The organism is Streptomyces sp. NPDC001903 (assembly GCF_042891345.1).
Taxonomy (GTDB): Bacteria; Actinomycetota; Actinomycetes; order Streptomycetales; family Streptomycetaceae; genus Streptomyces.
Genome location: NZ_JBIASZ010000027.1, coordinates 45092 through 66895, shown reverse-complemented (window position 1 = coordinate 66895; position 21804 = coordinate 45092). Strand labels below are relative to the sequence as shown.

The 21804-nt window shown below is 73.2% G+C and carries 19 protein-coding genes; 9 read left to right on the top strand and 10 right to left on the bottom strand.

The genetic code is table 11. The annotated features are described in order from the left end of the window. Positions 1-25: 25 nt before the first annotated feature. On the top strand, positions 26-580 hold the full coding sequence (locus tag ACFYZS_RS37340; protein ID WP_389023054.1) for a hypothetical protein: 555 nt from the start codon (positions 26-28) through the stop codon (positions 578-580). After that, a complete protein-coding gene (locus ACFYZS_RS37335; RefSeq protein ID WP_389023051.1) occupies positions 577-888 on the top strand; it encodes a hypothetical protein in 312 nt (103 codons plus the stop codon). Before ACFYZS_RS37340 ends, ACFYZS_RS37335 begins: the two co-directional genes overlap by 4 nt. 22 nt (positions 889-910) lie before the next feature. On the opposite strand, the gene ACFYZS_RS37330 is transcribed toward ACFYZS_RS37335, so the two are convergent. Together ACFYZS_RS37330 and ACFYZS_RS37325 are read right to left on the bottom strand one after the other, a co-directional pair. Beyond that, a complete protein-coding gene (locus tag ACFYZS_RS37330; RefSeq protein ID WP_389023049.1) occupies positions 911-1675 on the bottom strand; it encodes a YqjF family protein in 765 nt (254 codons plus the stop codon). A 114-nt stretch (positions 1676-1789) separates the two neighbouring features. After that, on the bottom strand, positions 1790-2725 hold the full coding sequence (locus ACFYZS_RS37325) for a LysR family transcriptional regulator (protein ID WP_389023046.1): 936 nt from the start codon (positions 2723-2725) through the stop codon (positions 1790-1792). A 133-nt stretch (positions 2726-2858) separates the two neighbouring features. Here ACFYZS_RS37325 and ACFYZS_RS37320 point away from each other — a divergent pair, with 133 nt between their 5' ends. Further along, on the top strand, positions 2859-4187 hold the full coding sequence (locus ACFYZS_RS37320; protein WP_389023044.1) for an MFS transporter: 1329 nt from the start codon (positions 2859-2861) through the stop codon (positions 4185-4187). On the opposite strand, the gene ACFYZS_RS37315 is transcribed toward ACFYZS_RS37320, so the two are convergent. Beyond that, positions 4094-5056 carry a TetR/AcrR family transcriptional regulator C-terminal domain-containing protein gene (locus ACFYZS_RS37315; RefSeq protein WP_389023041.1) on the bottom strand — a complete coding sequence of 321 codons (963 nt, stop codon included), beginning with the start codon at positions 5054-5056 and terminating at the stop codon, positions 4094-4096. The genes ACFYZS_RS37320 and ACFYZS_RS37315 overlap by 94 nt on opposite strands. Before the next feature lie 100 nt (positions 5057-5156). Here ACFYZS_RS37315 and ACFYZS_RS37310 point away from each other — a divergent pair, with 100 nt between their 5' ends. After that, positions 5157-6368, top strand: coding sequence for an FAD-dependent monooxygenase (locus ACFYZS_RS37310; protein ID WP_389023038.1), 1212 nt, complete (start codon positions 5157-5159; stop codon positions 6366-6368). 34 nt (positions 6369-6402) lie between these two features. Here ACFYZS_RS37310 and ACFYZS_RS37305 read toward each other — a convergent pair whose 3' ends face one another. Beyond that, complete coding sequence (locus ACFYZS_RS37305) at positions 6403-8634, bottom strand: MMPL family transporter (protein WP_389023035.1); 2232 nt, start codon at positions 8632-8634, stop codon at positions 6403-6405. Between the two features lie 268 nt (positions 8635-8902). On the opposite strand from ACFYZS_RS37305, the gene ACFYZS_RS37300 reads away from it, so the two are divergent. Then, entirely contained in the window at positions 8903-10129 is a 1227-nt protein-coding gene (locus tag ACFYZS_RS37300) for a sensor histidine kinase (protein WP_389023033.1), read from the top strand. After that, the gene (locus ACFYZS_RS37295; protein ID WP_389023030.1) at positions 10126-10797 is read left to right on the top strand and encodes a response regulator; all 672 of its coding nucleotides are present in this window, start codon (positions 10126-10128) and stop codon (positions 10795-10797) included. The genes ACFYZS_RS37300 and ACFYZS_RS37295 overlap by 4 nt, the downstream gene beginning before the upstream one ends. Positions 10798-10843: 46 nt before the next feature. On the opposite strand, the gene ACFYZS_RS37290 is transcribed toward ACFYZS_RS37295, so the two are convergent. Beyond that, the gene (locus ACFYZS_RS37290) at positions 10844-11203 is read right to left on the bottom strand and encodes a hypothetical protein (protein WP_389023027.1); all 360 of its coding nucleotides are present in this window, start codon (positions 11201-11203) and stop codon (positions 10844-10846) included. Between the two features lie 208 nt (positions 11204-11411). On the opposite strand from ACFYZS_RS37290, the gene ACFYZS_RS37285 reads away from it, so the two are divergent. After that, on the top strand, positions 11412-12455 hold the full coding sequence (locus ACFYZS_RS37285) for a S66 peptidase family protein (protein ID WP_389023025.1): 1044 nt from the start codon (positions 11412-11414) through the stop codon (positions 12453-12455). A gap of 30 nt (positions 12456-12485) precedes the next feature. Here ACFYZS_RS37285 and ACFYZS_RS37280 read toward each other — a convergent pair whose 3' ends face one another. Further along, positions 12486-13103, bottom strand: coding sequence for a hypothetical protein (locus ACFYZS_RS37280; protein ID WP_389023022.1), 618 nt, complete (start codon positions 13101-13103; stop codon positions 12486-12488). 447 nt (positions 13104-13550) lie between these two features. Between ACFYZS_RS37280 and ACFYZS_RS37275 the strand changes: the two genes are divergently transcribed. Beyond that, entirely contained in the window at positions 13551-14213 is a 663-nt protein-coding gene (locus ACFYZS_RS37275; RefSeq protein ID WP_389023019.1) for a DUF998 domain-containing protein, read from the top strand. 21 nt (positions 14214-14234) lie between these two features. On the opposite strand, the gene ACFYZS_RS37270 is transcribed toward ACFYZS_RS37275, so the two are convergent. Then, complete coding sequence (locus tag ACFYZS_RS37270) at positions 14235-15908, bottom strand: MFS transporter (protein ID WP_389023017.1); 1674 nt, start codon at positions 15906-15908, stop codon at positions 14235-14237. Positions 15909-16002: 94 nt separating this feature from the next. Beyond that, a complete protein-coding gene (locus ACFYZS_RS37265; protein WP_389023148.1) occupies positions 16003-19371 on the bottom strand; it encodes a S8 family serine peptidase in 3369 nt (1122 codons plus the stop codon). 213 nt (positions 19372-19584) lie between these two features. Here ACFYZS_RS37265 and ACFYZS_RS37260 point away from each other — a divergent pair, with 213 nt between their 5' ends. Then, on the top strand, positions 19585-20202 hold the full coding sequence (locus ACFYZS_RS37260; protein ID WP_389023014.1) for a TOPRIM nucleotidyl transferase/hydrolase domain-containing protein: 618 nt from the start codon (positions 19585-19587) through the stop codon (positions 20200-20202). Positions 20203-20240: 38 nt separating this feature from the next. Here the strand turns inward: ACFYZS_RS37260 and ACFYZS_RS37255 are convergent, their stop codons facing one another. Next, positions 20241-20513: a hypothetical protein gene (locus tag ACFYZS_RS37255; protein WP_389023011.1), complete on the bottom strand. Its 273-nt coding sequence runs from the start codon at positions 20511-20513 to the stop codon at positions 20241-20243. Beyond that, positions 20471-21775 carry an MFS transporter gene (locus ACFYZS_RS37250; RefSeq protein WP_389023008.1) on the bottom strand — a complete coding sequence of 435 codons (1305 nt, stop codon included), beginning with the start codon at positions 21773-21775 and terminating at the stop codon, positions 20471-20473. Before ACFYZS_RS37250 ends, ACFYZS_RS37255 begins: the two co-directional genes overlap by 43 nt. Between the last annotated feature and the right edge of the window lie 29 nt (positions 21776-21804).

Here is a 21804-nt window from a genome sequence, read left to right as displayed (position 1 = left end):
GGGCCGGCCGCGCGGAGGGCCTGGCATGTCGGCCGCGGACTGGTCCGATCGGCGGATCGCCGCCGTCCGCGACGATCCTGCGGGCCGGCTGGCCCTGATGCAGCGCTGCTACCGCGGTCCGTTCGGCAAGGCCCCACGCCATCTGCCCTTCCGCCGGGCGGCGACCTCCTTCATGCGCTGGCAGCTCCGGCGGGGTCTGTTGCGGCCCCTGTCCGGCGATCGTCCCGGCAGTCCGTGGTGGCGCGCGGTGAACGAGCGCATCCTGCGTGACGGCTGCGAGGCAGTGGCCTTGAGCGGAGACCTCCCCGGACCCGCCTCCTCGCGGACGGTCGGTTTCTGGACGGCCTTCGCCGACCGTCCGACGGCCCGGGCCTGGTACCGGGCGCACAACGGGAGCGTGGTCGCCGCCTACCTCGAACACCGCGACCTGGCGGAGGCGGAGAACGAGGCCGAGCGCTTCTTCATGAACGTCGTGCTCTGCCGGGTGCTCTACACCCACGCACTCGTTGCGGCCCCCCGCATCTCGCTGGGTGGCTTCGCCCGCTCGGCCCGTTCCTCGGTGATCCGAGGCTGGGCATGATCGGCGTATTCCTGCAGCTGTCCCGGATCCTCCCGGACGAGTACCCCCTCACGGCCGGTGTCCGGTTCTACCTGGGTGACGAGGGCGGATTCGGCCGGCTGCTGGACTACGGGATGATCGCCCCGAGGTTGCAGCAGCTCTACGAGTGGTCGGCCCACGAGCTTCAGGCGCCGGACCTGCTGGACTGCGTCCGTGACGGGGTGCTGACGTACGCGTGGCCCTTCGAGGAGCGCGGTGTCTGGCAGCCGCCGCCGTCGTTTCCGGTCCGGATGGCCCATCGGGTGGTCCCACCGGAACGACGCGGCTGAGGCGTACGGGATCGGCTCGATGTCAGGCGGGGGTGCCGAAGCGGACGGGGACTCCGGGTGAGAACAGGACGCTGACCGGCGGGGCGGCGGGGGACGGCAGACCGGCCGCGGTGATCAGGTTCTCGTCGAGGTGCAGCAACTCGGCGCGGTGCAGTCTCCACCGCGGGTGCGCGTTCGGGAGGTAGAGGGTCCTGCCGTACGGGTCGCTGTGCATGCCCCAGCGGGCCGTGAGGAAGTCCTCCAGTCCGCTCGGCTGCGCGATCCGCTCACCGATGCGCAGACCCAGTCGGGCGTGGGCCCCTCCGCTGCCCCCCGCTCGCGGCCAGCGGCGCCTGGTGGCGTATTCGACGCCGTCGCCCTCCCGACGGACCGACATTTCGGCCCACATGTACGGCAGCCGGAAGCCCAGGTTCGCGATGAGCACCGGGAGCAGCCGCGACGCCTCGAACGACCGGAAGACCACGCCGCGGCGGCCGCGTTCGTCCACCGAGTACAGGCGCACGTTCGTCTCCGGGAAGTTTCCGAAGTACGGCACGCCGGGCAGTCCGAACCAGCCGACCCGGTGCATCCGCAGGGCGATCAGACCCACGTACGTCGCGCCCTCGTACACGTCGGGTCGCAGGCCGCGGGGCAGCAGCCCGCCCACCGACTCCGGGGCCAGCGCCCAGTGCACGAACGCGACGTCCAGCCAGGACTGGTGGAGCAGCGTCCTGCGGAGCGGGTTCGGCGGCTCGGGGGTCACCGGCTCGACCGGCGCGGGCCCGGCTCCGTCGTGCGGATCGCTCACCTGGTTCCGCTCCTCTCGGGCCCACCACCCACCGTCCAGCGCCCACTGGCAGCCAGGTGCTCGGATGCGTACGGAACTCCATTCTGCGCCGGCAGGCCGCTCGCCACGTCGGGTTCAGTGCGGGATCACCCAGTCCGGCGTCCAGGTCCCGGCGGCATCGTGGCCGGCCGCCGTGGTCGCGAGGTGGGCTCGGAGGGTCGCCAGCGCGGGGTGGGGGTTGTCCCGGTGCCACAGGAGCGAGTGCGGGTAGACGGGCGTCGGATCGGTCACCGGGATGCGGCGCAGGCCGTGGCCGGCGGGCCAGACGAGGCGGGTGTGCTCGCCCATGAAGGTGGCCAGGGCAGGGGTGTCGGCGACGGTGTCGAGGAGTGCGTCGGAGCCGAAGTTGGGGCCGGTCGCCTCGATGGTGAGGCCGAACTCGGCGACGAGGTCCTCGTAGTAGGCCGCCCACTCGGTACCGGGGACGATGCCGGGCATCCAGATCCGGTGCCCCGCGAGCCCGGCGAGGGGCACCGACCGGGCGCCCGCCAGCGCGTGGTCGGGGCCGGTGAGCAGCTGGAGCGGTTCGTCGAGGACCCGTACGGACTCGATGTCCTCGGGGAGGGGCCGGCCGGGCGCGGCGACGGCGCGGAAGGACGCGTCGATCTCGCCGGAGCGGATGGCGGCGAGGGCCGTCTCGATGCCGAACAGCATGAGCACGTCGAGGTCGGTGTCCGGGTGGGCGCGGTGGAAACCTCGCATCAGACCCGACGCGGCGCCGCGCGAGGCGATGATGTCGACGCGCAGCGGGCGGCGGGCGGTGTGCACGGACGCGACGGCGCGCTCGGCGACGCGCAGCAGCTCGCGCGCGTGGGGCAGGAAGGCCTGCCCGTCGATGGTGAGCTCGGCGCCGCGCGGAGTACGGGTGAACAGCCGCACTCCGAGGCTGCGCTCCAGCGCGGCGATGCGTTTGGAGACGGCCTGCTGGGTGACCGCCAGCTCGGCGGCCGCCTCCTGGAACCGTCCCGCGTCGGCGGCCGCGACGAAGGTCCGGACAGTGTCGAGGTCCATGCCGACAGCCTAGGGGTACATCCGTTGGTTGTGGCTGGTGGCTCGATGGTTGTTTGACCCCAGGTCGTGGCGCTCGCTTTGATGCCGTGGAACGCGGATCGGTTGTGCAGGCGGGTGGCGAGGGACGGCGGGCGTGGTGGGCGGGCACAGGCTGGGGCGACGGTTCGGGTGGCTCTGGGGAGCGTACGCAACCAGCGCTCTCGGCACGTGGCTCGCCTTCGGCGCGTTCCCGCTCATCGCCATCCGGGAGCTGCACGCCGGACCGGCCGAGGTCGCCGCCCTGTCCTGCGTGGGGGCTGCGGTGGGCGCGGCCGTGGCGGTGCCGCTCGGCCCGTGGGTGGAGTTCCGCCGCAAGCGGCCGGTGCTGATCGCGATGGACCTCCTGCGGTTCGGGGCGCTGCTGACGGTCCCCGCGGGGTTCGCGCTCGGCGTGCTCACCTTCGTTCAGCTGCTGCTGGTCTCGGTCGTCGTCGCCGCGGCCGACATCACCTTCCGCGCCGCCTCCGGCGCGTACGTGAAGACGCTGCTGACGGACGGGGACCTGCTCGTCGCCAACGCCCGGTTCGAGTCCACGGCCTGGACGACCACGATCATCGGACCGCCGCTGGGCGGCGCGGCCATCGGACTCCTCGGGCCGGTGGTGACGGTGATGGCCGATGCGGTCAGCCACCTGCTCTCCGCCCTGGGCATCCGCGCCATGGGCGGGCACGAGCCGCGGCCCGAGCGCCGGGAGGCCGAGCCCCGACGGGCCGGCGAACTGCTCGACGGCTGGCGGTACATCCTCGGCGACGAGGTGCTGCGTCCGCTGTTCTTCAACACCGCCTCGTTCAACGCGCTGGTGATGGCCACCCAGCCGCTGCTCGCCGTCCTGATGCTCGGGCGCCTGGGGTTCGCGCCGTGGCAGTACGGGCTCGCCTTCGCCGCGCCCTCGATCGGCGGGCTGCTCGGGGCGCGGCTGGCCCGACCGCTCGTCACCCGGTACGGGCAGCACCGGGTCCTGGTCGCGGCCGGGGCGCTGCGCGCGCTCTGGCCCGTCGGCCTGGCCTTCGTCGGGGCGGGCACCGGAGGACTGCTGCTGGTGATCGGAGTCGAGCTCGGGCTCATCTTCTGCTGCGGGGTCTTCAACCCCGTCTGCGCCACCCAACGGCTCCGGCTCACCGCGCCCGACCGGGTCGCCCGTACGCTGTCCGCCTGGGCGGTGACGACCAAGGCCTCGACCGCGCTCCTGACGGCGGTCTGGGGTGTACTGGGCGCCCTGCTCGGCCCGCGTACGGCCATCGCCCTGGCCGGGGTACTCCTCCTGGCGACCCCGCTGCTGCTCCCCCGCCGGCCGCAAGAGCCGCTCCGCGGGCCGCTCGACTTCCCCGTTCAGCCGGCGGAGGCTTCACCGAGCAGTGAGGCCAGTCCGTCGAGGAGGCGTTGGAGGCCGAACTCGAAGAGGGCGTCGAGGTCGAGGTGGTAGCCGGCCGAGGCGAGGCGCGAGAGGGCGGGGAACCGGCCCGTGGCCAGGATCGCCAGGAGCGCGGGCTCCTGGGTGTCCGTCCACTCCTTGCTGTCGAGGCCGCTGTGCGCCTCGGCCTCCCGCTCCGCCTCCAGATGGACGGCGATTCCACGGGCGTAGTTGAGCAGCATCAGGTGCGCCGTGAAAGCGGAGTGCACGTCGAGTCCGTGCGCGTGCAGCACGGAGAGGTTCCACTCGCTGTACGGCAGTGCCGAGGTGACGAGCTGAGGGCGCGTCACCGACAGGGCCGGTGCGAGCCACGGATGGCGGCGGAACAGCTCCCACAGCTGCCGGGCCGCCAGCTCGATCGCCTCCCGCCAGCCCGCCGGCGGTGCGGCCGGCAACGGGTGCTCCGCGATGACCGAGTCCATCATCCGCGTCAGCAGGTCGTCCTTGTCGGACACGTGCCGGTACAGCGACATGGGCGCCGCCCTCAGCTCGGCGGCCACCCGGCGCATCGAGACCGCGGCCAGCCCCTCCGCGTCGGCGACCGTGACGGCGGCGGCGACGATCCGTTCGAGCGTGAGCGACGACGGGGCCGCCGGCGCGTCGGCCGGCTCGCCCGGGCCCGGGGAACTCGCGGGGCGGGCGGTGCGCGGCGGGCGTATCGGGGCCCGCACGACCGTCCCGACGCCGGGGACGGCCCGGATCGCGCCGTCTCGGCGCAGCTCGGTGAGCACCTTGGTCGCGGTCGCCATCGCGACGCCCCACTGCTTGGTGATCTCGCGGGTCGACGGCAGGCGGTCGCCCGGCGCCAGTTCGCCCGTCTCGATCCGCCGCCGCAGTTCGCCGACGATCTGGCTGTACCGCGGTATCGCCTGTCCGCCCACCCGATGCCCTCCGCACTAGTGCACTAACTGGCCAACCCTTTACGTTGAAAGGCCAGTTCATCCTTGCACAGCGGCTCGCGTACGGCGTACGTTCGAGGTCATGTCGAAGAAGGAAATACTGATCTGCGGCGCCGGCATCGCAGGGCCCGCGCTGGCTTACTGGTTACGCATGGGCGGCTTCACGGTCACGGTCGTGGAGCGCGCGCCGACGCCCCGCCCGGGCGGGCAGACCGTGGACCTGCGCGGCGCCGGCCGCACCGTCATCGAGCGGATGGGCCTGATGGACCGGGCCAGGGCGGAGAGCGTGCAGCAGCGCGGCCTCGCGTGCGTGGACGCCTCCGGCCGGATCACGGCCCGGATGCCCGCCGACAGCTTCGGCGGTGAAGGGATGGTCTCCGAGATCGAGATCCTCCGCGGCGATCTCGCCGGCATGCTGCACGAGGCCACCCTGCCGGACACGGAGTACCTGTTCGACGACACCGTCACCGGGATCGATCAGGAGGCGGACGCCGTCACCGTCACCTTCGAGAAGGCCGCGCCGCGCCGGTTCGCCCTGGTCGTCGGCGCGGACGGTCCGCACTCCGTGGTGCGCGCGCTGGCCTTCGGCCCGGAGGAGGAGTTCGTCCGCCCGCTCGGCCTCTACACCTCGTGGTTCACCGCCTTCGACGACCTGGAACTCGACGGCTGGTACCTGATGCACAACGCGCCCGGCGGACTGGTCGCCTCCGCACGGCCCGGACGGCTCCCCGGCGAGATCAAGGCCGGCCTCAGCTTCCGCTCCGCACCCCTCGCCTACGACCGCCGCGACGTCGGCGCCCAGCGGGAGCTCGTGGCCCGCCGCTTCGCGGACGTCGGCTGGGAGGTCCCGCGCCTGCTGCGGGCCATGCGCACCGCCCCGGACTTCTTCCTCGACTCCATGGGACAGGTCCGCCTGGACCGGTGGTCGCGCGGCCGTGTGGCGCTGCTGGGCGACGCCGGATACTGCGCGACCCCCCTGACCGGTCTGGGTACGAGCCTGGCCCTGGTCGGCGCGTACGTGCTGGCCGGTGAAATCGCCGCGGCCGGGGGCGACCACCGCGTCGCCCTCCGCCGCTACGACGAGGTGATGCGGCCGTACGTGGGCCGGGCCCAACAGCTCCCGCCCGGAGGCGCGTCGGGGTACGCGCCCTCCGGGCGGCTCGGCATCCGCCTGCGGGACCTCTCCATGCGGCAGATGTCCCGCTGGCCGATGCGGAACCTGCTCGCCGCGCAGTTCGCGAAGGCCGGGGACATCGCACTGCCGGAGTACGGCTTCGCCCCGGGCGGACGGTGATCGGCCCCGGTCAGGGGGTGCACGCGGCGCCCGATCAGCCCACCGGCACGGGCCGCTCCGGGCCGTCGGCGCGGTCGGTGCGCCCGTGCCCGCCGGTGTGGCGGGAGGCGGTGTGGTCGGTGCGCCGCGGCCGTACCGGCCACCAGATCGACCGGCCCAGCAGCGCGGCCAGGGCCGGAACCAGCACGACCGACAGGACGAACGCCGACAGCATGATCCCGAGCGCCGTCGCGAAGCCGATCTCCTGCGTGCCCGGATTCGGGTTGACGGCCAGGCTCCCGAACGAGGCGGCCAGGACCAGGCCCGCCGTCGCGATGGCCGGCGCGGTGTGCCGTACCGCCCGGGCCACGGCCGCCCGGGCCGGACCGGGCTTCTCCATCTCCTCCCGGATCCGGTCGCTGATCAGGATGTTGTAGTCGGTGCCCAGCGCGACCACGAACAGGAACAGCACCAGCGGCAGCATGAAGTTCACGCCCGGCCGGTCGAGGAGGTTCTGGGAAACCAGCGCCGAGGCGCCGAGGGTGGCCGCGAAGCCCAGACCGACGGAGATCATCAGGACCAGCGGTGCGAGCAGACTGCGCAGCAGCAGGAGCAGGATCAGCGAGATCAGCCCCGCGGCCACCGGGAAGACCACCTTCAGGTCGCCGGAGACGGCGGACGAGATGTCGGCGAAGAGCGCGGCCGTACCGCCCACGTGTACCTCGGTGCCGTCCGGCCGGTGGGCGGCCACCACGTCCCGCACCGGTCCGGACACCAGGTCGCGGGCCCGCTGCCCCTGCGGATCGGAGGTCAGGAACACGTCGATCCGCGCGGCCCTGCCGTCCTCGCTGGGTACGGCCGGAGTGACCCGGCCGATGCCGTCGACCGCCGCGAGCGCCTTGGAAAGTCCGCCCAGCGACTCGGTTTCGACCTTGCCGCCGCCGGAGGCGGTGACGAACACGGTGGTCGGGTCCGACACCCCGGCGGGCAGGGCGCGCGAGATCTCGGCCGCCGTGCGCGCCGCCGCCGTACGCGAGTCGCCCCCGCCGCCCGGCCCGTAGTCCATGCGCATCCCCGCCAGGCCCGCCGCCAGCGCGCCGAGCAGGGCCAGCGAGGCGAGCACCATCGTCATCGGGCGCGCCGCCACCCGGCGGCCCGTCCGGCCCGCCATCCCCTCCGGGGGCTCGCGGCGCAGGCCGCGCGAGGGCCAGAACATCTTCCGCCCGGTGACGGCCAGCAGAGCCGGCATCAGGGTGAGGCTGCCGAGCAGCATCACCAGTACGGACACGGCGATCGCCGGGCCGAGCACCCGGAACTGGCCGAACGAGGCGACCGCGAGGGTGGAGAAGGCGGCGACGATCGTCAGCGCCGCGGAGGTGACCGCCGTACCCACCCGTCCGGCGACCTCGGCCGCCGCGGCGCGCCCGGTCTGCTCGGGCCGGCTGCGCAGCTGCTCGCGGAAGCGGAACAGCAGGAAGAGGAAGTAGTCGATCCCGATCCCGATCAGCACGACGTTGATCAACTGCGGGGTGGAGGCGTCGAGTTGCACGCCGGTGAGCAGGGAGGCCGCGACCACCACCCCGGCGGCCGCGCCGCCGATCACCGACACCACGAGCAGCGGCAGCAGCGCCGCGAGGAGGCTGCGGAACACCAGTACGTGCAGCAGCACGATCACCGCGAGCATGGCGATGCCGACGATCGTCGAACGGGTCTTCTCGGCGTCGGCGGTGTCCACGCTGTCCGCGAGCCCGGCCGTGAACCCGGTCCGCAGCCCGGCCTCGGCGAACTCGGCCCGGGCGTGGTCCCGGAAGGCCCGGTACAGGTCCTGCATCCCGGGGTCCAGGGGATTGCCGGCCAGCTCGACCGACAGCAGCCGGAAGCTCCGGTCCGGGGCCGTCATCGCCGGACTGACCCTGGGGACCTGCGAATGGTCCTCGGCGAAGGGCGGCGTCTCCTGCGACTTGGGCATCGCCACCTCGCGCCGGGCGAGCTTCGCCGCCTCGGCGTCGATCGTCCGCTCGTCGGAGTCGGACAGCTTGGCCCCGTCCGCCCGGGCCACCAGCATGGTGAGCGGGTTGGCGTCGGGCTTGACCCCGAAGTGCTCCTCGGCGACCTTCAGCGCGGCCGCCGAGTCGTAGGTGGCGGGCAGGAACTCGCCCGCACTGGGCTGCGTGGCGCGGAAGACGAACGCCTGGCCGAGGAGGGCCATGGCTATGCCCAGCACCGCCCAGAGGGCGATGACCTTCCAGGGACTTCGGGTGGCGAATCCGGTCAGGGCGCGGATCACAGGGTCCTCCGTAACTCGATCGACCGGGGGTTCCCGGACGTCGTCCAGCTCATCAGCGCCCGCGCCGCCGAACGTCGTGACCTGGGAGGAACCCGAGACCGGGACCGGGGTCCGGCACACCGCCCCGACCAGGACCGGAGTCCTGGTCCGGCCTCCCCCTCCGGGTCGGGGGCCGGCCGCGCCGACGCTGCGAGAATGGTTCCCGTACGCGAATTGCGGTGCCCCGGTACGGATCCGGCGGGCCGGTGACGGAGGGGGACCGGCGGGCATGGCGATACGCAGTGGGGGCCGTACCGGCGGAATCGGGGCGAAGGCGCGCGGGCCGGTCTTCGACTGGACCCGCAATGACGCGCTCGTGGCCATCGGGGCGGCCGTGAACGACCTGATCGGCTATTCGCTCGGCGCCGCGGACGACGGCCGGCCCCTCACCGTGCAGGCCCTCGTCCTCGTGGTCCTCGCCGCGCCCTGCCTGCTGGCCCGCCGGGCCAGGCCGGTGACCGTGCTGTGCGCCGTCCTCGCGCTGGGGGCCGCGCTGAACCTGACCACCCCGCAGGGCCCGCACTTCTCCGCCGCCTACATGGTCGCGCTCTACACCGTGACCCGCCTGCGCAGCCCCGCGGTCACGGCGGCGGCCGCCCTCGCGACCGTACCGGTCACGATGATCAGCAGCGGCCACGGCGGCTCGTCCGTCCTGACGGGCCTGCTCGGCAACACGGTCGCGGTGGTGCTCGTCGTCGGCACCGGGCTGGTGGTGCGGCGCTGGCAGCGGGAGGCCGAGGCCAGGCGCGTCCTGCTGGCCGACCGGGCGGTGGCCGAGGAACGCCGCCGGATCGCGCGCGAGTTGCACGACATCGTCGCGCACCACATCACCACCATGCAGCTGATGGCCGGCGGCGCCCGGGCCAACCTGGCGCACGACCCGGGTACGGCCCGCGAGGCCTTGGTCACACTGGAGGACTCCGGGCGGATGGCGCTGCGGGAGATGCGGCAACTCCTCGACGTCCTGCGGGCCGGGGAGGAACCGGAGCTGGTCCCGCCGGCGCCGCAGCCCGGGACCGGGGACCTCGACCGGATCATCGCCGAGTCCCGGCTGGCGGGCACGCCCACCGAGTTCACCGTACGGGGGACGGCCCGCCCGCTGCCGCCGAGCGTCGGCCTGGCGGTGTTCCGGATCGTCCAGGAGGCCCTGACCAACGCCCGCAAGCACGCCGTCGGCGCGCGGGCCCACGTACGGCTGACGTACGGTCCGGACGGCGTCGAGGTGGAGGTGCGGGACGACGGCGCGGGCGGCACCCGGCCGGGGCCCTCGCGGCCGGCGGCGTCGAGGAGTGCCGCCGGCTCCGGCAGCGGGTACGGTCTGATCGGAATGCGGGAACGCGTCGCGCTGCAAGGCGGCACCCTGGAGGCCGGCGCGTGCGACGGCGGCGGATTCAGGGTGGCGGCCATGCTCCCGGCGGGTGCCCCGGGGGGACAGCGAGAGGACCGACGCGGATGATCCGTGTGCTCATAGCCGACGACCAGCCGCTGGTACGCCGGGGCCTGGCACTGATCCTGGCGCCCGACCCGGCGTTCGAGGTGGTGGGCGAGGCCGAGGACGGGGCGCGGGCCGTGGCGCTGGCCCACGAATTGCGGCCCGACGTGGTCGTCATGGACATCCGGATGCCGGTCCTCGACGGTGTCCAGGCCACCGAGGAGCTGGCACGGACCCTGCCGGAGTCCCGGGTTCTGGCCCTCAGCACCTTCGACATGGACGAGTACGTGGTCGCCGCCCTGCGCGCCGGCGCGTACGGCTTCCTCCCCAAGGACGTCTCCCCGGAGGAGCTCATCTCCTCGGTCCGCACCGTCCACACCGGCGAGGCCGCCGTCGCGCCCCGGCTCCTCACCCGGCTGATCTCCACGTACGTACGGGCCTCCGCCCCCGCCCGGCCGCGCCCGGCGGCGACGGATCCGGCCGGCCTCACGCCGCGCGAGCTGGAGATCTGGCAGCTGCTGGCGACCGGATTCGACAACGCGGAGATCGCCGGGGACCTGGAGATCAGCGTCTCCACGGTCAAGAACCACATCACCGGCATCTTCACGAAACTGGGCGTCCGCGACCGCGCCCAGGCAGTCATCGCGGCGTACGAATCGGGGCTGGTGGCGGCGGGGCACGGAAGCGGCTGACCGCCGAGCGGGCGGAGCGGGCCGAGCGGGCCCAGTGGCGGCGGATTCAGATGGTGACGCAGATGCCGTCCTCGATGGACCGGCCATCACGCTCCAGACCACCGCACACGAGCTTCGAACCCGCCTGCTCGTACCCCACCGCCCACCGGTGCGAGGCCGCGTTCACCTTCGAGCTGTGGAAGTCGCCCCAGTACGAGCGCAACGTGCCGGGCACGCCGTCCCGGGTCTGCACCGTGATGTCCTGCACGAACCGGTTGTGGTGCGCGGTCATCACGCAGATGTACTTTCCGCACTGGCTGTCGACACCGCTCGGGCGTGCGTCGGCGGGTGCCGCCGCGGTCAGTGCCAGCGCGGCGCCGGCGGCCAGGGTGGCGGTGAGGTGTCGCACGCGGTGGTTCAGGTTCACGGAGGGCCTTCTCTCCATCGGCGGTCGGGCGGTACTCGCGCAGCGGCTGTGCCAGCCAGACCAAAGATGTAGCGGCCCTGCGGCGCCCCCGGACAGGTACGAGGCCCACAACTCACCCGGGCGGGTGGGCGGTTTCACCGCAGTAACGACACTGCACCGCCCCACACCGGTGTCCCCCACCGCAAGCAACCACTCATATGATCTTCGGATGACGGATCCCCTCTATCCCGCGAAGCCCCGTCCCGGCGACCGGGTCGCGGTGCTGTCCCCCTCGTCCGGTCTGCCCGGTCTCCTGCCCCTGCCCTACGAGTTGGGGCTGCGCAGGCTCCAGGACGACTTCGGGTTGAGGACGGTGGAATACCCGACGACCCGCACGATGGGCGCTTCGCCCGAGGCGCGGGCCGCGGACATCCACGCGGCCTTCGCGGACCCCGACATCAAGGCGGTGATCGCCAGCATCGGCGGCGACGACCAGATCACCGTCCTCCCCCATCTCGACCGCGACCTTCTGCGGGCCAATCCCAAGCCCTTCTTCGGCTACAGCGACAACACCAACCTGCTGCTGTTCCTGCGCAACGCCGGCATCGTCGGATACCACGGCGGCTCGGTGATGGTCGAGCTCGGACGCCCCGGCGCGATGCACCCGCTGACCTCGGACTCCCTCAGGGCCGCGTTGTTCACGTCCGGCGAGTACGAACTCACCCCGGCCGGCTCCTTCCGGGAGGTCGACCGGCCCTGGCAGGACCCCCGCACGTTCGAGTCCGAACCCGAGACCGAACCCGCCGGCGGCTGGACCTGGCTGGGCGGTGGCCATGTCGTCGAGGGGCCCGGCTGGGGCGGCAACCTGGAGATCATCTCCTGGCTGCTGATGGCCGACCGCGCCGTACTGCCGGTCGACGCGTACGCCGGCAGCGTGCTCTTCCTCGAGACGTCCGAAGAAATGCCGTCCGCCGAAGAGGTCTACCGGATCCTGCGGAACATGGGCCAACGCGGGCTGCTCCGACAGTTCCCCGCACTCCTGATGGGCAGGGCCAAGGCCTGGTCGTTCGAGAGCCCGCTCGGCGCCCGGGACAGGGACCTCTTCCGCCTGCGGCAGCGCGAGGCGGTGATGCGGGCCCTCCAAGAGTACGCCCCTGCCACCATGGCGGTCTTCGACGTGGACCTGGGCCACACCGACCCCCAGCTCGTGGTCCCCGTCGGAGGTCGCATCCGGGTGGACGGCCGCTCACGCCGGATCACCGTCACCTACTGAGCCGGGCCCCGGACCGGACCCGCCGGGTGGTTATTTGTTGAGGCAGTTCTGGCGGAACGCCTCGTCGTACGCGGTGTCGTAGCCGACCGCGTAGCCGTTCTGGAAGGCGAGGATCAGCGGGTCGGGCTGCTTCTGCGGGACCAGTCGGGCGTGGGTGCGCGCGGTCACGCAGGCCTTGCCCTCGTCGCGGCCCCAGGCCTCGCCGGCAGCCTGGCCGGCGGCGGCCATGCTCTCCTGGGTCTGCGCCGGCGGCTTGGGCGCCTGCGGCTTGTTCACGGCGTCGCACGCAGCCTTGTTGGCCGCCGCGGACTTGGCGTACGCCTGGTTGTAGCCGTACGTGTAGCCCTCCGCCTTGCCCTGTACGAAGGGGGTGGGGTTGGGCGGGACCAGCGGCGGGAGGGTCTTGCGGCACATGGGCGGCTTGCCGTCGCGGTTGCCGGAGCTGGAGCCCTGGAGATAGCCCTCCCGGCAGCCCCGGTGGTAGGGGTCGTTGCCCTGTGTCAGACCGTGGCAGATCGAGGGAACGGCCGCGGGATCCTGCGCCGGCCGCTGGGCTGCGGCGGCGGGAACGACCGCCGACAACACGAGAGCCGGTGCGGCCAGCAGGGCGAGCGGGGCGAGCGCCCGCCGTCGGAAGTGGCGGGTCATGGTCATCCTCCCGGACGGGTGGTCCGGCCCCGGGCGGTCTACCGGGCGCGCGGCCCATCGGTGGAATCCCTGAGCCCGCCCCCGGGCGGCCGACGCCACGCCGGAACCCCTTGCGGACTGGTCCCTTGCCGGGCCCGCGCGCGGGCGGTCGACTCAGCCCTGGGTGAGCGCAGGACGTACACCTCCACTCTATTCCCGGCCACCACGAGGCGCCTGTCCGGTACATCCGGCGAGGCGGAACGGGACTCGCCGCGGCGGGATCGGCCCGCAAGGGCCCCGGCGGGACATACTGGACCGCGCGGCCACCCGACGGCTCACGGCGGGCCCGAAGGCTCGGGCGGCAGGTGCTGCGCGCCGTACCGGCCTGCGACGTGTGCCCGCGCGTACCACCTGACGTGACCGCGACGGCCTTCCACGACCCGCCCTCGCCCGACAGCAAAGGGCGGCATGCGCGAACTCACCTTCACCGCTTCGAGGACTCTCACGGCCGGGGGCCTGCTCTGGGCTTCTCTGGTCCAGATCTTCGTGGTGAACAACGCCGTCGTCCTGCCCCGTGCTTCGAGCCAGAACCTGATGGACCACATCATCTCGGCGCTCGGCGTGACCCGTTGCGGCCGCATCGGGGGATTTCGCTTCTGCTCTCCCTGGCACGAGGCCGCCGACATCGCCTGGATCGTGGGAGGCGTCTGTCTCATCCTGGGCGCGGGGCTCAATGCCGCGATCTTTCCCCCGGACCGTCTGCGGAACCTGGCGTTCGGCGTCCTGGCCGTCAGCGGGGCCGGACTCGTCTCCACCGGCTTCAACCCGTACAACCTCCGTCCCTCCGTACACCTGTTGTCGGCCGGAACGTGCTTCTTCTGCGGGGCCGTGGGCGTCCTGCTGCTGGGCGGCATGCTGCGACAGGCGGGGCGGCCCTTCTGGGGCACGATGGGCATCCTGTGCGGGATCACGTCCATCATCTCGGCCACGCTCACGGCGCTCAGACCGGACCCCTACGTCCAAGGGCTGTTCGAGCGGATCGCCGCGTGGCCCAGCGTCATCTGGGTGATCTGCGCCGGGGCGTACATCGCGCTCTCCGCGCGGCGGACATCGCGCAGCCGGGGTGCCTGACCGGCGAGCCCCGAGCACCGGTCAGGGACGGGGCCGCTCCGGCGCGGGCCCCGCCGGCTCCGCGGGTCCCGAGGGTCCCGCCGGCTCCGCAAGTCCCGCAGGCCCCGCCGGCTCCGCGGTCTCGCCCGTCACCCGCGTCCCCGGGTGCAGCAGCGTGCACAGGCATGCCAGGCCCAGCGCGATGGCCATCCCGTAGAACACCCACTGGTTGGCCTCGGCGAAGTCCATGTGGACGGCCTGGAAGGAACTCCGCATCAGCGTGGCGGTCGGACCGGTGCCGGTGGGCGCGCGGTCGTCCGGATGGCCGGTGACCGCTTCCGCGACGGCGTGGGCCGCGCCCTGGACCTCCGCCTCCGGCAGGCCCTTCGCCGTGAGCGTCTGCGCGACCCGGCTGGTCGTGACGTGGGTGAGGAGCGTGCCGAACACCGCCATGCCCACGGCTCCCCCGTAGTTGCGTACCGTCTGGGTGATGCCGGTGACCTCTCCGTACGAGGCGTCGATCGCGCGGTTCACGGCGTCCGTGGACGCCGGGGAGAGCACGAGGCCCATGCCGGCTCCGGCCAGGCAGGCGTAGGGCCACTGGTCGTGGGCCGACAGGTCCGTCAGTTTCCACGCCCACAGGGCGAATCCCACGCAGGCGAGGGCCGTGCCGAGCTTCATCGTGGGCTTGGCGCCGTGCTTGTCGAGGATCCGGCCGCCCCACTGCGCCGAGAGGCCGAAACCGACGAAGAAGTACAGCACGTAGAGCGCGGCCTGGTGGGGCGAGCAGCTGAGCGAGATCTGCGCGTACACCGACGCGAAGAACAGCACCGGGACGAACGCCAGCATCGAGAAGAAGAGCACCAGGACGTCGGCCGTGAACGCCCGGTCGCGGAAGACGCGCAGCTTGATCAGCGGCTCGTCGGTGCGCAGCTCGTACCGGCAGAAGAGCGCGAGGACGAGGAGCCCGCCGATGATGCAGGCCCAGGTGGCGAGGCTGTTCCAGCCCCAGGTGGCCGACTGCTGGATCCCGAAGACGTTCAGTGCCATGCCGAGGGCGACGAGTACGGCGCCCGGCACGTCGAGGCGTTCGCGCCGCCGGGCGTCGGGGATGCGGGCGAGGGCGATCAGGACGAGCGCGAGAACGGCCACGGGGACGTTGATCCAGAAGACGGCCCGCCAGGTCCAGGAGGTCAGCCAGCCGCCGACGAGCGGTCCGAGGGCGGTGAGCGCGCCGGCGAGGACGAAGAACAGGGCCAGCGCCCGGCCCCGTTTGCCGACGGGGACGACGCCGACGACCACGGCGAGGGCGGCGGGGAACACCAGCGCCGCACCCACGCCCTGGGTGGCGCGGAAGACGACGAGCCAGCTCTGGGCGAACTCCCCGGACGGGACCGAGCCGCACAGCACGGACGAGACGACGAAGACGAGCGTGCCCGCCACCACCATCCGGCGGTGCCCGAGGACGTCGGCGAGGCGCCCGCCGAGTGCGAAGCACGCGGCGAGCGCGAGGAGGTACGCGTTGACCACGCGTTGCATCCCGGAGGACGTGAGGCCGAGTTCCTCGACGATGCTGGGGGCGGCGATGCTGACGATGGTCTGGTCCACGAAGACCATCGCCACCGCGAAGAGCATGGCCGCGAGGGCGAGCGCCTGCCTCGGTGCACCGTGGGAGGACTCCCCGGCAGCGCTCCCTCTGTCCCGCACAATCCTCATCCTGCCCGGCGCGGATCCGTTCCGCACGCCGGGTACGGTCGGGCCCCGATCGCCGGGCGGGGCGGCGCGCCGGCTGTCGCCCCGCCCCCCTCGGTCAGTGTGCGGCGAGCCGGTAGGCGTTCGTGATCGTCTCCTGCACGGTGTTGCCCTCCTTGTCCGTCAGGTTCACGCGGAAGGAGACGGCCTCGGCGGTCGCGGGGTGTGTGACGTTCACCGAGCGCCCTCCCTTCGCGTCGGTCCGCACCGTGAGCGGCTTCCAGGTCGCGCCCTCGTCGTAGGAGACCTCGACGGTCAGCGCGCTCACGCGCCCGGCCCCCGCGGCCGCTCCGCCCAGTCGCAGCGGTACGTTCAGGGTGCCGCCCGCCGGCGCCGTCCCGCTCAGGGTCAGGTCCGGAGAGAGGCGTACGGTCGACAGGGGCAGCCGGACCGACTCGTCCGCGGGCGGGCGGGCCGAGGTGAACGTCCAGACCGCGGCCACCTTCGTGCTGGTGGAGGTGTCCTGCGTGGAGCGGCTCGCCTCCATGCTCAGCCGGTACGGCGCGGACGCGGCCGGAACCTCGGCGCTCAGCCAGTCGTTGGCCGAGCCCTCGGCGATGACCCGGCCCCCGGATTCCAGCCGGCTGAAGCCGTCGGTGATGGCGGACGAGCCCGAGTGGCCGGCGCCGTCGTTGAACAGCTGGACCCTGGAGCTGATGTAGTCGCCGCCGCGGGTGGCGTCCTGGTCGTCCCCGGCCTCCAGATCGGGCCCGACCACGCCGGTGTTGAAGTTCAGCGTCCGGCGCGTGGCCGGCTTGTAGGCCACCGGTCCCTCGAGGTAGATGATGCGTTCCTCGCCCCGGGCGTCGACCTGCGAGGCGTTCCAGGACCAGCGCACCCCGGCGGTGCTGACGTAACTCGTGGCGGCCAGCGGCAGGCTCTGGTCGACCGGGTCCCACACGCCGACGCCGAATCCGTCCGCGTCGGTGGGGGTCACCCGGATCCGGCCCTTCACCCCGGTGACCGAGGCGCCGAAGCCGAGCTTCACTTCGGCCACATCGGCCCGGGTGACGGTGCGCGTGAGGCCGGTGAACCAGCTGCCCGTGCGGTGGAAGGCGAGCCGGTAGTCCGTGTTCTCGCCCGCCGCGCCGGGCCTCTTCCACACTCCGTTGTACTGGGCGTGCAGATCGGCGCCGGCCGGACCCAGCCCGGCGGTGAGGATCTGCGTCCGGCCGTCGGTGAACCAGACGTTCGCGACGCCCGCGACCCGGTCCTCGTACCCGACGGTGGCGCTCACCAGCCGCGCGGCCGGATCCGGCGCCGTGACGGTGAACGGCTTGGCCTTGCGGAAGTCGAGCGTGATCGTGGCCTTGGCCGTCAGCTTCAGCACCGGCTGGACGAAGACGGCCAGCCGGTCGTCCGTGCCGTAGACGAAGCTCTCCAGCTGGTAGTCGCCTTTGGGCAGCCGCCGGGTGACGACGCCGGTCGGGTTGTTGGGGAAGTCGAAGCGCTCCGACGTCTGCGCGCCGACCCGGGAGACCGTGGCGTAGTAGGACAGCGGGTCCGGCCCGTTGCCGCCGGTGTGCCGCAGGGTGAGGTCGTACGACTCCACCTCGCGCTCGACCACGAGGCCGGTGCGCACCGACTGGCCGCCGCCCGCCGCCAGTACGCTGCCGCCGAACGCGCCGTCCACGGTGCCCTTGCGGGTGTCGGCGGTGACGGCGGTCTGTGCGCTGCCGCCTGCGGGGACGGTCAGCTCGGCGTCCTTGACGGTGAACATCCCGGCCGGGGCCGGGTTGCCCGCCGGGTCGGTCCCGGCCGCACTCAGCCGCAGTGTGACGGGCTCGGCGCCGAAGTTGCGGTAGGTGAGGGTTTTCGTGACCGGCTCGTCGTCGGCGTGCGGCCAGGACTGCGTGCCGAAGGAGAGGGCGGCGGGCTCGGAGGCGACCCGGGCGGTCACGGCACGCTCCAGGTCCACCCTGCCCGCGCCCTGCTGGTGGGCGTTGAGTGCGGGGTGGGGCTTGGCCGATCCGGTCAGCAGCGCCTTGACCTGGGCGCCGCTCCACGTCGGGTGCTGCTGGAACACCAGGGCGGCGGCACCCGCGGCGTGCGGGGCGGCCATCGAGGTGCCGCTCATGGAGACGTAGCCGTCACCCGGGGGGAAGTAGGGGCTCTGCGAGGTCTGGGCGGCGGTGATGTCGACGCCGGGGGCGGTGAGGTCCGGCTTCGACGATCCGTCGGCCGTCGGGCCGCGGCTGGAGAAGGAGGCGAGCCGGTCCTGCTTGTCGACCGCCCCGACGGTGAGCGCCTCGGGAGCACTGCCGGGTGAGACGATCGTGCCCGCCCTGTCGCCGTTGTTGCCCGCGCTCGCCACGAAGAGGGCCCTGTCGGAGAGCCGCGCGACGGCCTCCTCCATCGGGTCGGTATCCGGCTGGTCCTGGAACGCGAGGCTCATGTTGACGACCTTCGCGCCCTGGTCCACGGCCCATTGCATGCCGCTGACGACGCTCGATTCGGCGCCGTAGCCCTCGTCGCTCATGACCTTGGCGTCCAGGATCTGCACGCTCGGCGCCACGCCCCTGTAGCGCCCGCCCGACAGCGCGCCCGAGCCGGCGATGGTGGATGCCACGTGCGTGCCGTGCCCGTTGACGTCCTTGGCGTCCGGCGCTTCGGTGAAGTTCTGCTGCGCCGCCTCGATGCCCTTGAGGTCGGGGTGGGTCTCGTCGACGCCCGTGTCCAGGACGGCCACCTTGACGCCTTTGCCGGTGTAGCCGGCCGTCCACATGGCGGGTGCGCCGATCTGCGGCACGCTCGTGTCGAGGGCGGCGCGGACCTTGCCGTCCAGCCACAGGTGGGCGATGGGCGCCGCGGGGGCGGCTCCCCGCGTGCGGGCTGCGGGCGTGAGAGCGGTGACCGTCGACCACAGGGCCCCGGTGTCGGCCTTGGGCGCGTGGAATGCCTCGCCGTCCACGGCGGGCAGCGGGCGGCGCTCGCGCGCGAGCCCGGCGAGTGCGTCCGGGGTGGTGGCGAAGGAGCCCACCGCGGCGCCGTCCCGGCGGTAGCCGACGATCAGGGGCAGCGTGCTGCGGTGCGCGTCGTCGTACCCGTCCGCGACCAGCTGCGTGACGTCGAACAGCCGCCGGTCGAGGACGCCGTCGGCGACCATGCGCAGCGTGTCCTGCGGGAGGACGTACGTGTGCCCGGCCTCGCGCCGGACCGAGATGACGATCCCCTCCCGGCCCTTGCCGCGCACGAATCGGCTGACGCGGCCGTCGTCGCCGAGGACGACGCGATCGCCGGTGATCAGTGTGACGGTCGCCGGGGCCTTGGCCGGCTTCACCGGCTCCGCCGCCGCCGGTGTCCTCGTACCGCCTTGTGCGGTGGTGCTCGCGGCGCGCGCCGGCTGGATGCCGGCACCGGACGCCCCCGTGATCAGCGTTCCGACCACCGCGGCGGCCAGTGCCGCCGTTCTGGCCCTTGAAACCATCGCCACCCGAATTCCCCCAACTCCACGTGTGTACCGGTGTGTTCGCCGGTAGCACGCCCTCGGGGCGGCGTCCGGTTCGCGGCCGGGACGAGATGGGCGGCGTGGGCCGGGGAAATACAACCGTGGTGGTAGGGGGACGCTCCCCCAGGTGGTAGGTGGCCGGGAGGGAAAAATCCCGAGCCGTGGCGGGCGCGGGAAGTGCAGACTCGCTCCATGGCGGACATGTGGGCGTTCCGGGACGCGGTCGGACGCTGGGCGGCCGGCGGGCCCGGCGGACCGGCGGGGGACTTGGCGGTACGACTGGGGTTGCGGACGGCGGTGTTGCTGGAAGGGCTGAGCGACCTGGCGGCGGTCGAGGCGCTCGCCGCGCGGCGCGGCCGGGACCTCGCCGCCGAAGGGGTGTGCGTCGTGTCGATGGGCGGCGCGATGAACGTCGCCCGCTACGCCGGCCTTCTCGGGCCGCCCGGACTCGGCCTGCGCCTGACGGGACTGTGCGACGAGAGGGAACAGCCCTTCTACGAACGCGGCTTGGCGCGGGCCGGGGCGCGAGGCTCAGGGTTCTTCGTGTGCGCGGCGGATCTGGAGGACGAGCTCATCCGCGCGCTCGGCACGGCGACGGTCGAGGAGATCATCCGGGTCGAGGGCGATCTGCGTCCCTGGCAGACCTTCCTGCGGCAGCCCGCGCAGGACGGCCGGCCCCGGCACCAGCAGTTGCGGCGCTTCCTGGGCACGAAGAAGGGCCGCAAGATCCGCTACGGGGGCCTCCTGGTGGAGGCCCTGGCCCCCGGACGGGTACCGGCCCCGCTCGAGGACCTCCTCATGAGCCTGTGACGGGTCCGCCGCCTGCGGTCGAACCCGGTACGCCGCACCTACTGGGGGGCTGCTCGGCAGGCGGTCGCCGCGGTCGTGCCGGTCACGCCGCCCGCGGTCAGGCCCGCCACGCATTGGTCCTGGTCCCCGGTGAGTCCGACGTAGCAGGCCATGCGTACGGAGTCCGGGGCCTCGCCGCCGTGGAGCTCCTGCTCGACCTGGTTGATGCAGGCCGAGATGTCCGCCTGGGCGGCGGGGGCCGTGAAGGCCGCGCCACCGAGTGCGAGGGTCAGGCCGGCGAGGACGCTTGCGATGCGAGTCGACGCGCGCATGAGAGGCACCTGCTCTCCGGGGTCTTCCGTTCCGGTCCCCCCATCGACGCTAGAACAGCCCTCCGCGGCCCGCACCCGCTGTGGGTGACGGCGGAGGCGGACAGGAGGGTGGCCGCGGCGAGGGTGCCCCAGAGGGCGGCCGGGCCGTGGGGGGCCAGGGCGGTGATGGCCGCCGGGGAGACGGCCAGCCCGAGGCCCGTGGAGAGCTCGAAGCGGGCGAGGGTGCGGCCCAGGACGCGGGGCGGGGCCAGGGCGGTGACGAGCGCGGTGGCGCTGCCCGCGTAGAGGATCTCGCCGACCGTGCAGACCACGGACACCGCGGCGACGGCCGGGGCGCCCCAGCCGGGTCCCAGTGAGGTCGCCACGAGGAAGCCGAGGTAGGAGGCGGCGAGCAGCAGGCCGGCGAGGGCCAGTACGGTCCGCCGGGAGAAGCGGGACATCAGGACGGTCACCGGGACCTGCAGGGTGACCACCAGCACCGTGTTGGCCACGAAGACGGCCGCGGACCACATCGGGGACGCGTGCAACCGGGTCACGAGGACCAGCGGGACCGCGATTTCGGGGACGTTGAGGCAGAAGACGTAGATCACGTTGGCGGCGAGCAGCCCGCGGATGCGGGGAGCCGGCCCGTCCGCTTCGGACTCCGCGGGGCCGGCGGCCGGATCCGCGCGGAGGCGGACCGACCAGGCCAGGGCCGCCGCCGTGAGATACGCGAGCCCGGTGACGGCTGCCAGGGCCTGCAGCGCGGTGGCGCCGCCCGCCAGGCACGCGGTGGCGAGGAGTGCGCCCGCGCCCAGTCCGGCGTTGCGCAGGGCGCGGCCCGCCGCGAGAGCGGTGTCGCGCTCGCGGCCGCGGGAGACCGTGGCCACGAGGGCCGTGTGGGCGGCCGGCCAGGCCTGGTTGCCCATGCCCAGGAAGAGGGCGGCGGCCGCGAACGGCCAGGCGTGCCCGGCCGGGGTGGCCAGCAGCACCGCCACACCCAGCACCCGTACCAGCATCGACGCCGCCACGACCGTGCTGCGCGCACCGCGGTCCAGCCAACGGCCGACGGCGGGCATGCACGCCAGCCCCATGACCACGCCGGCCGTCATGGCGATGCCGGTGGCCGGCGCGGACAGTCCGAGCACCGTCAGCCCGTAGAGCAGCAGGAAGGGGCGCAGCAGGCCGGTGCCGAGCGCGTCCACGGCCAGGGCCACGGCGTAGCGGGGGCCGCCGGAGGCCCGGACGAGGGTGCGGGGCCGGATCTTGGTCAGGGTTGCCATGGCGTCCACCGTGGGCCGGGACGCCGGGC

What these genes read in the sequence shown, in the direction of transcription:
- ACFYZS_RS37340 (WP_389023054.1), top strand. Translation starts at nt 26, where the DNA reads ATGTCGGCCGCGGACTGGTCCGATCGGCGGATCGCCGCCGTCCGCGAC.
- ACFYZS_RS37335 (WP_389023051.1), top strand. Translation starts at nt 577, where the DNA reads ATGATCGGCGTATTCCTGCAGCTGTCCCGGATCCTCCCGGACGAGTAC.
- ACFYZS_RS37325 (WP_389023046.1), bottom strand. Translation starts at nt 2,725, where the DNA reads ATGGACCTCGACACTGTCCGGACCTTCGTCGCGGCCGCCGACGCGGGA.
- ACFYZS_RS37310 (WP_389023038.1), top strand. Translation starts at nt 5,157, where the DNA reads ATGTCGAAGAAGGAAATACTGATCTGCGGCGCCGGCATCGCAGGGCCC.
- ACFYZS_RS37300 (WP_389023033.1), top strand. Translation starts at nt 8,903, where the DNA reads ATGGCGATACGCAGTGGGGGCCGTACCGGCGGAATCGGGGCGAAGGCG.
- ACFYZS_RS37295 (WP_389023030.1), top strand. Translation starts at nt 10,126, where the DNA reads ATGATCCGTGTGCTCATAGCCGACGACCAGCCGCTGGTACGCCGGGGC.
- ACFYZS_RS37285 (WP_389023025.1), top strand. Translation starts at nt 11,412, where the DNA reads ATGACGGATCCCCTCTATCCCGCGAAGCCCCGTCCCGGCGACCGGGTC.
- ACFYZS_RS37280 (WP_389023022.1), bottom strand. Translation starts at nt 13,103, where the DNA reads ATGACCCGCCACTTCCGACGGCGGGCGCTCGCCCCGCTCGCCCTGCTG.
- ACFYZS_RS37275 (WP_389023019.1), top strand. Translation starts at nt 13,551, where the DNA reads ATGCGCGAACTCACCTTCACCGCTTCGAGGACTCTCACGGCCGGGGGC.
- ACFYZS_RS37270 (WP_389023017.1), bottom strand. Translation starts at nt 15,908, where the DNA reads ATGAGGATTGTGCGGGACAGAGGGAGCGCTGCCGGGGAGTCCTCCCAC.
- ACFYZS_RS37265 (WP_389023148.1), bottom strand. Translation starts at nt 19,371, where the DNA reads ATGGTTTCAAGGGCCAGAACGGCGGCACTGGCCGCCGCGGTGGTCGGA.
- ACFYZS_RS37260 (WP_389023014.1), top strand. Translation starts at nt 19,585, where the DNA reads ATGGCGGACATGTGGGCGTTCCGGGACGCGGTCGGACGCTGGGCGGCC.
- ACFYZS_RS37255 (WP_389023011.1), bottom strand. Translation starts at nt 20,513, where the DNA reads ATGCGCGCGTCGACTCGCATCGCAAGCGTCCTCGCCGGCCTGACCCTC.
- ACFYZS_RS37250 (WP_389023008.1), bottom strand. Translation starts at nt 21,775, where the DNA reads ATGGCAACCCTGACCAAGATCCGGCCCCGCACCCTCGTCCGGGCCTCC.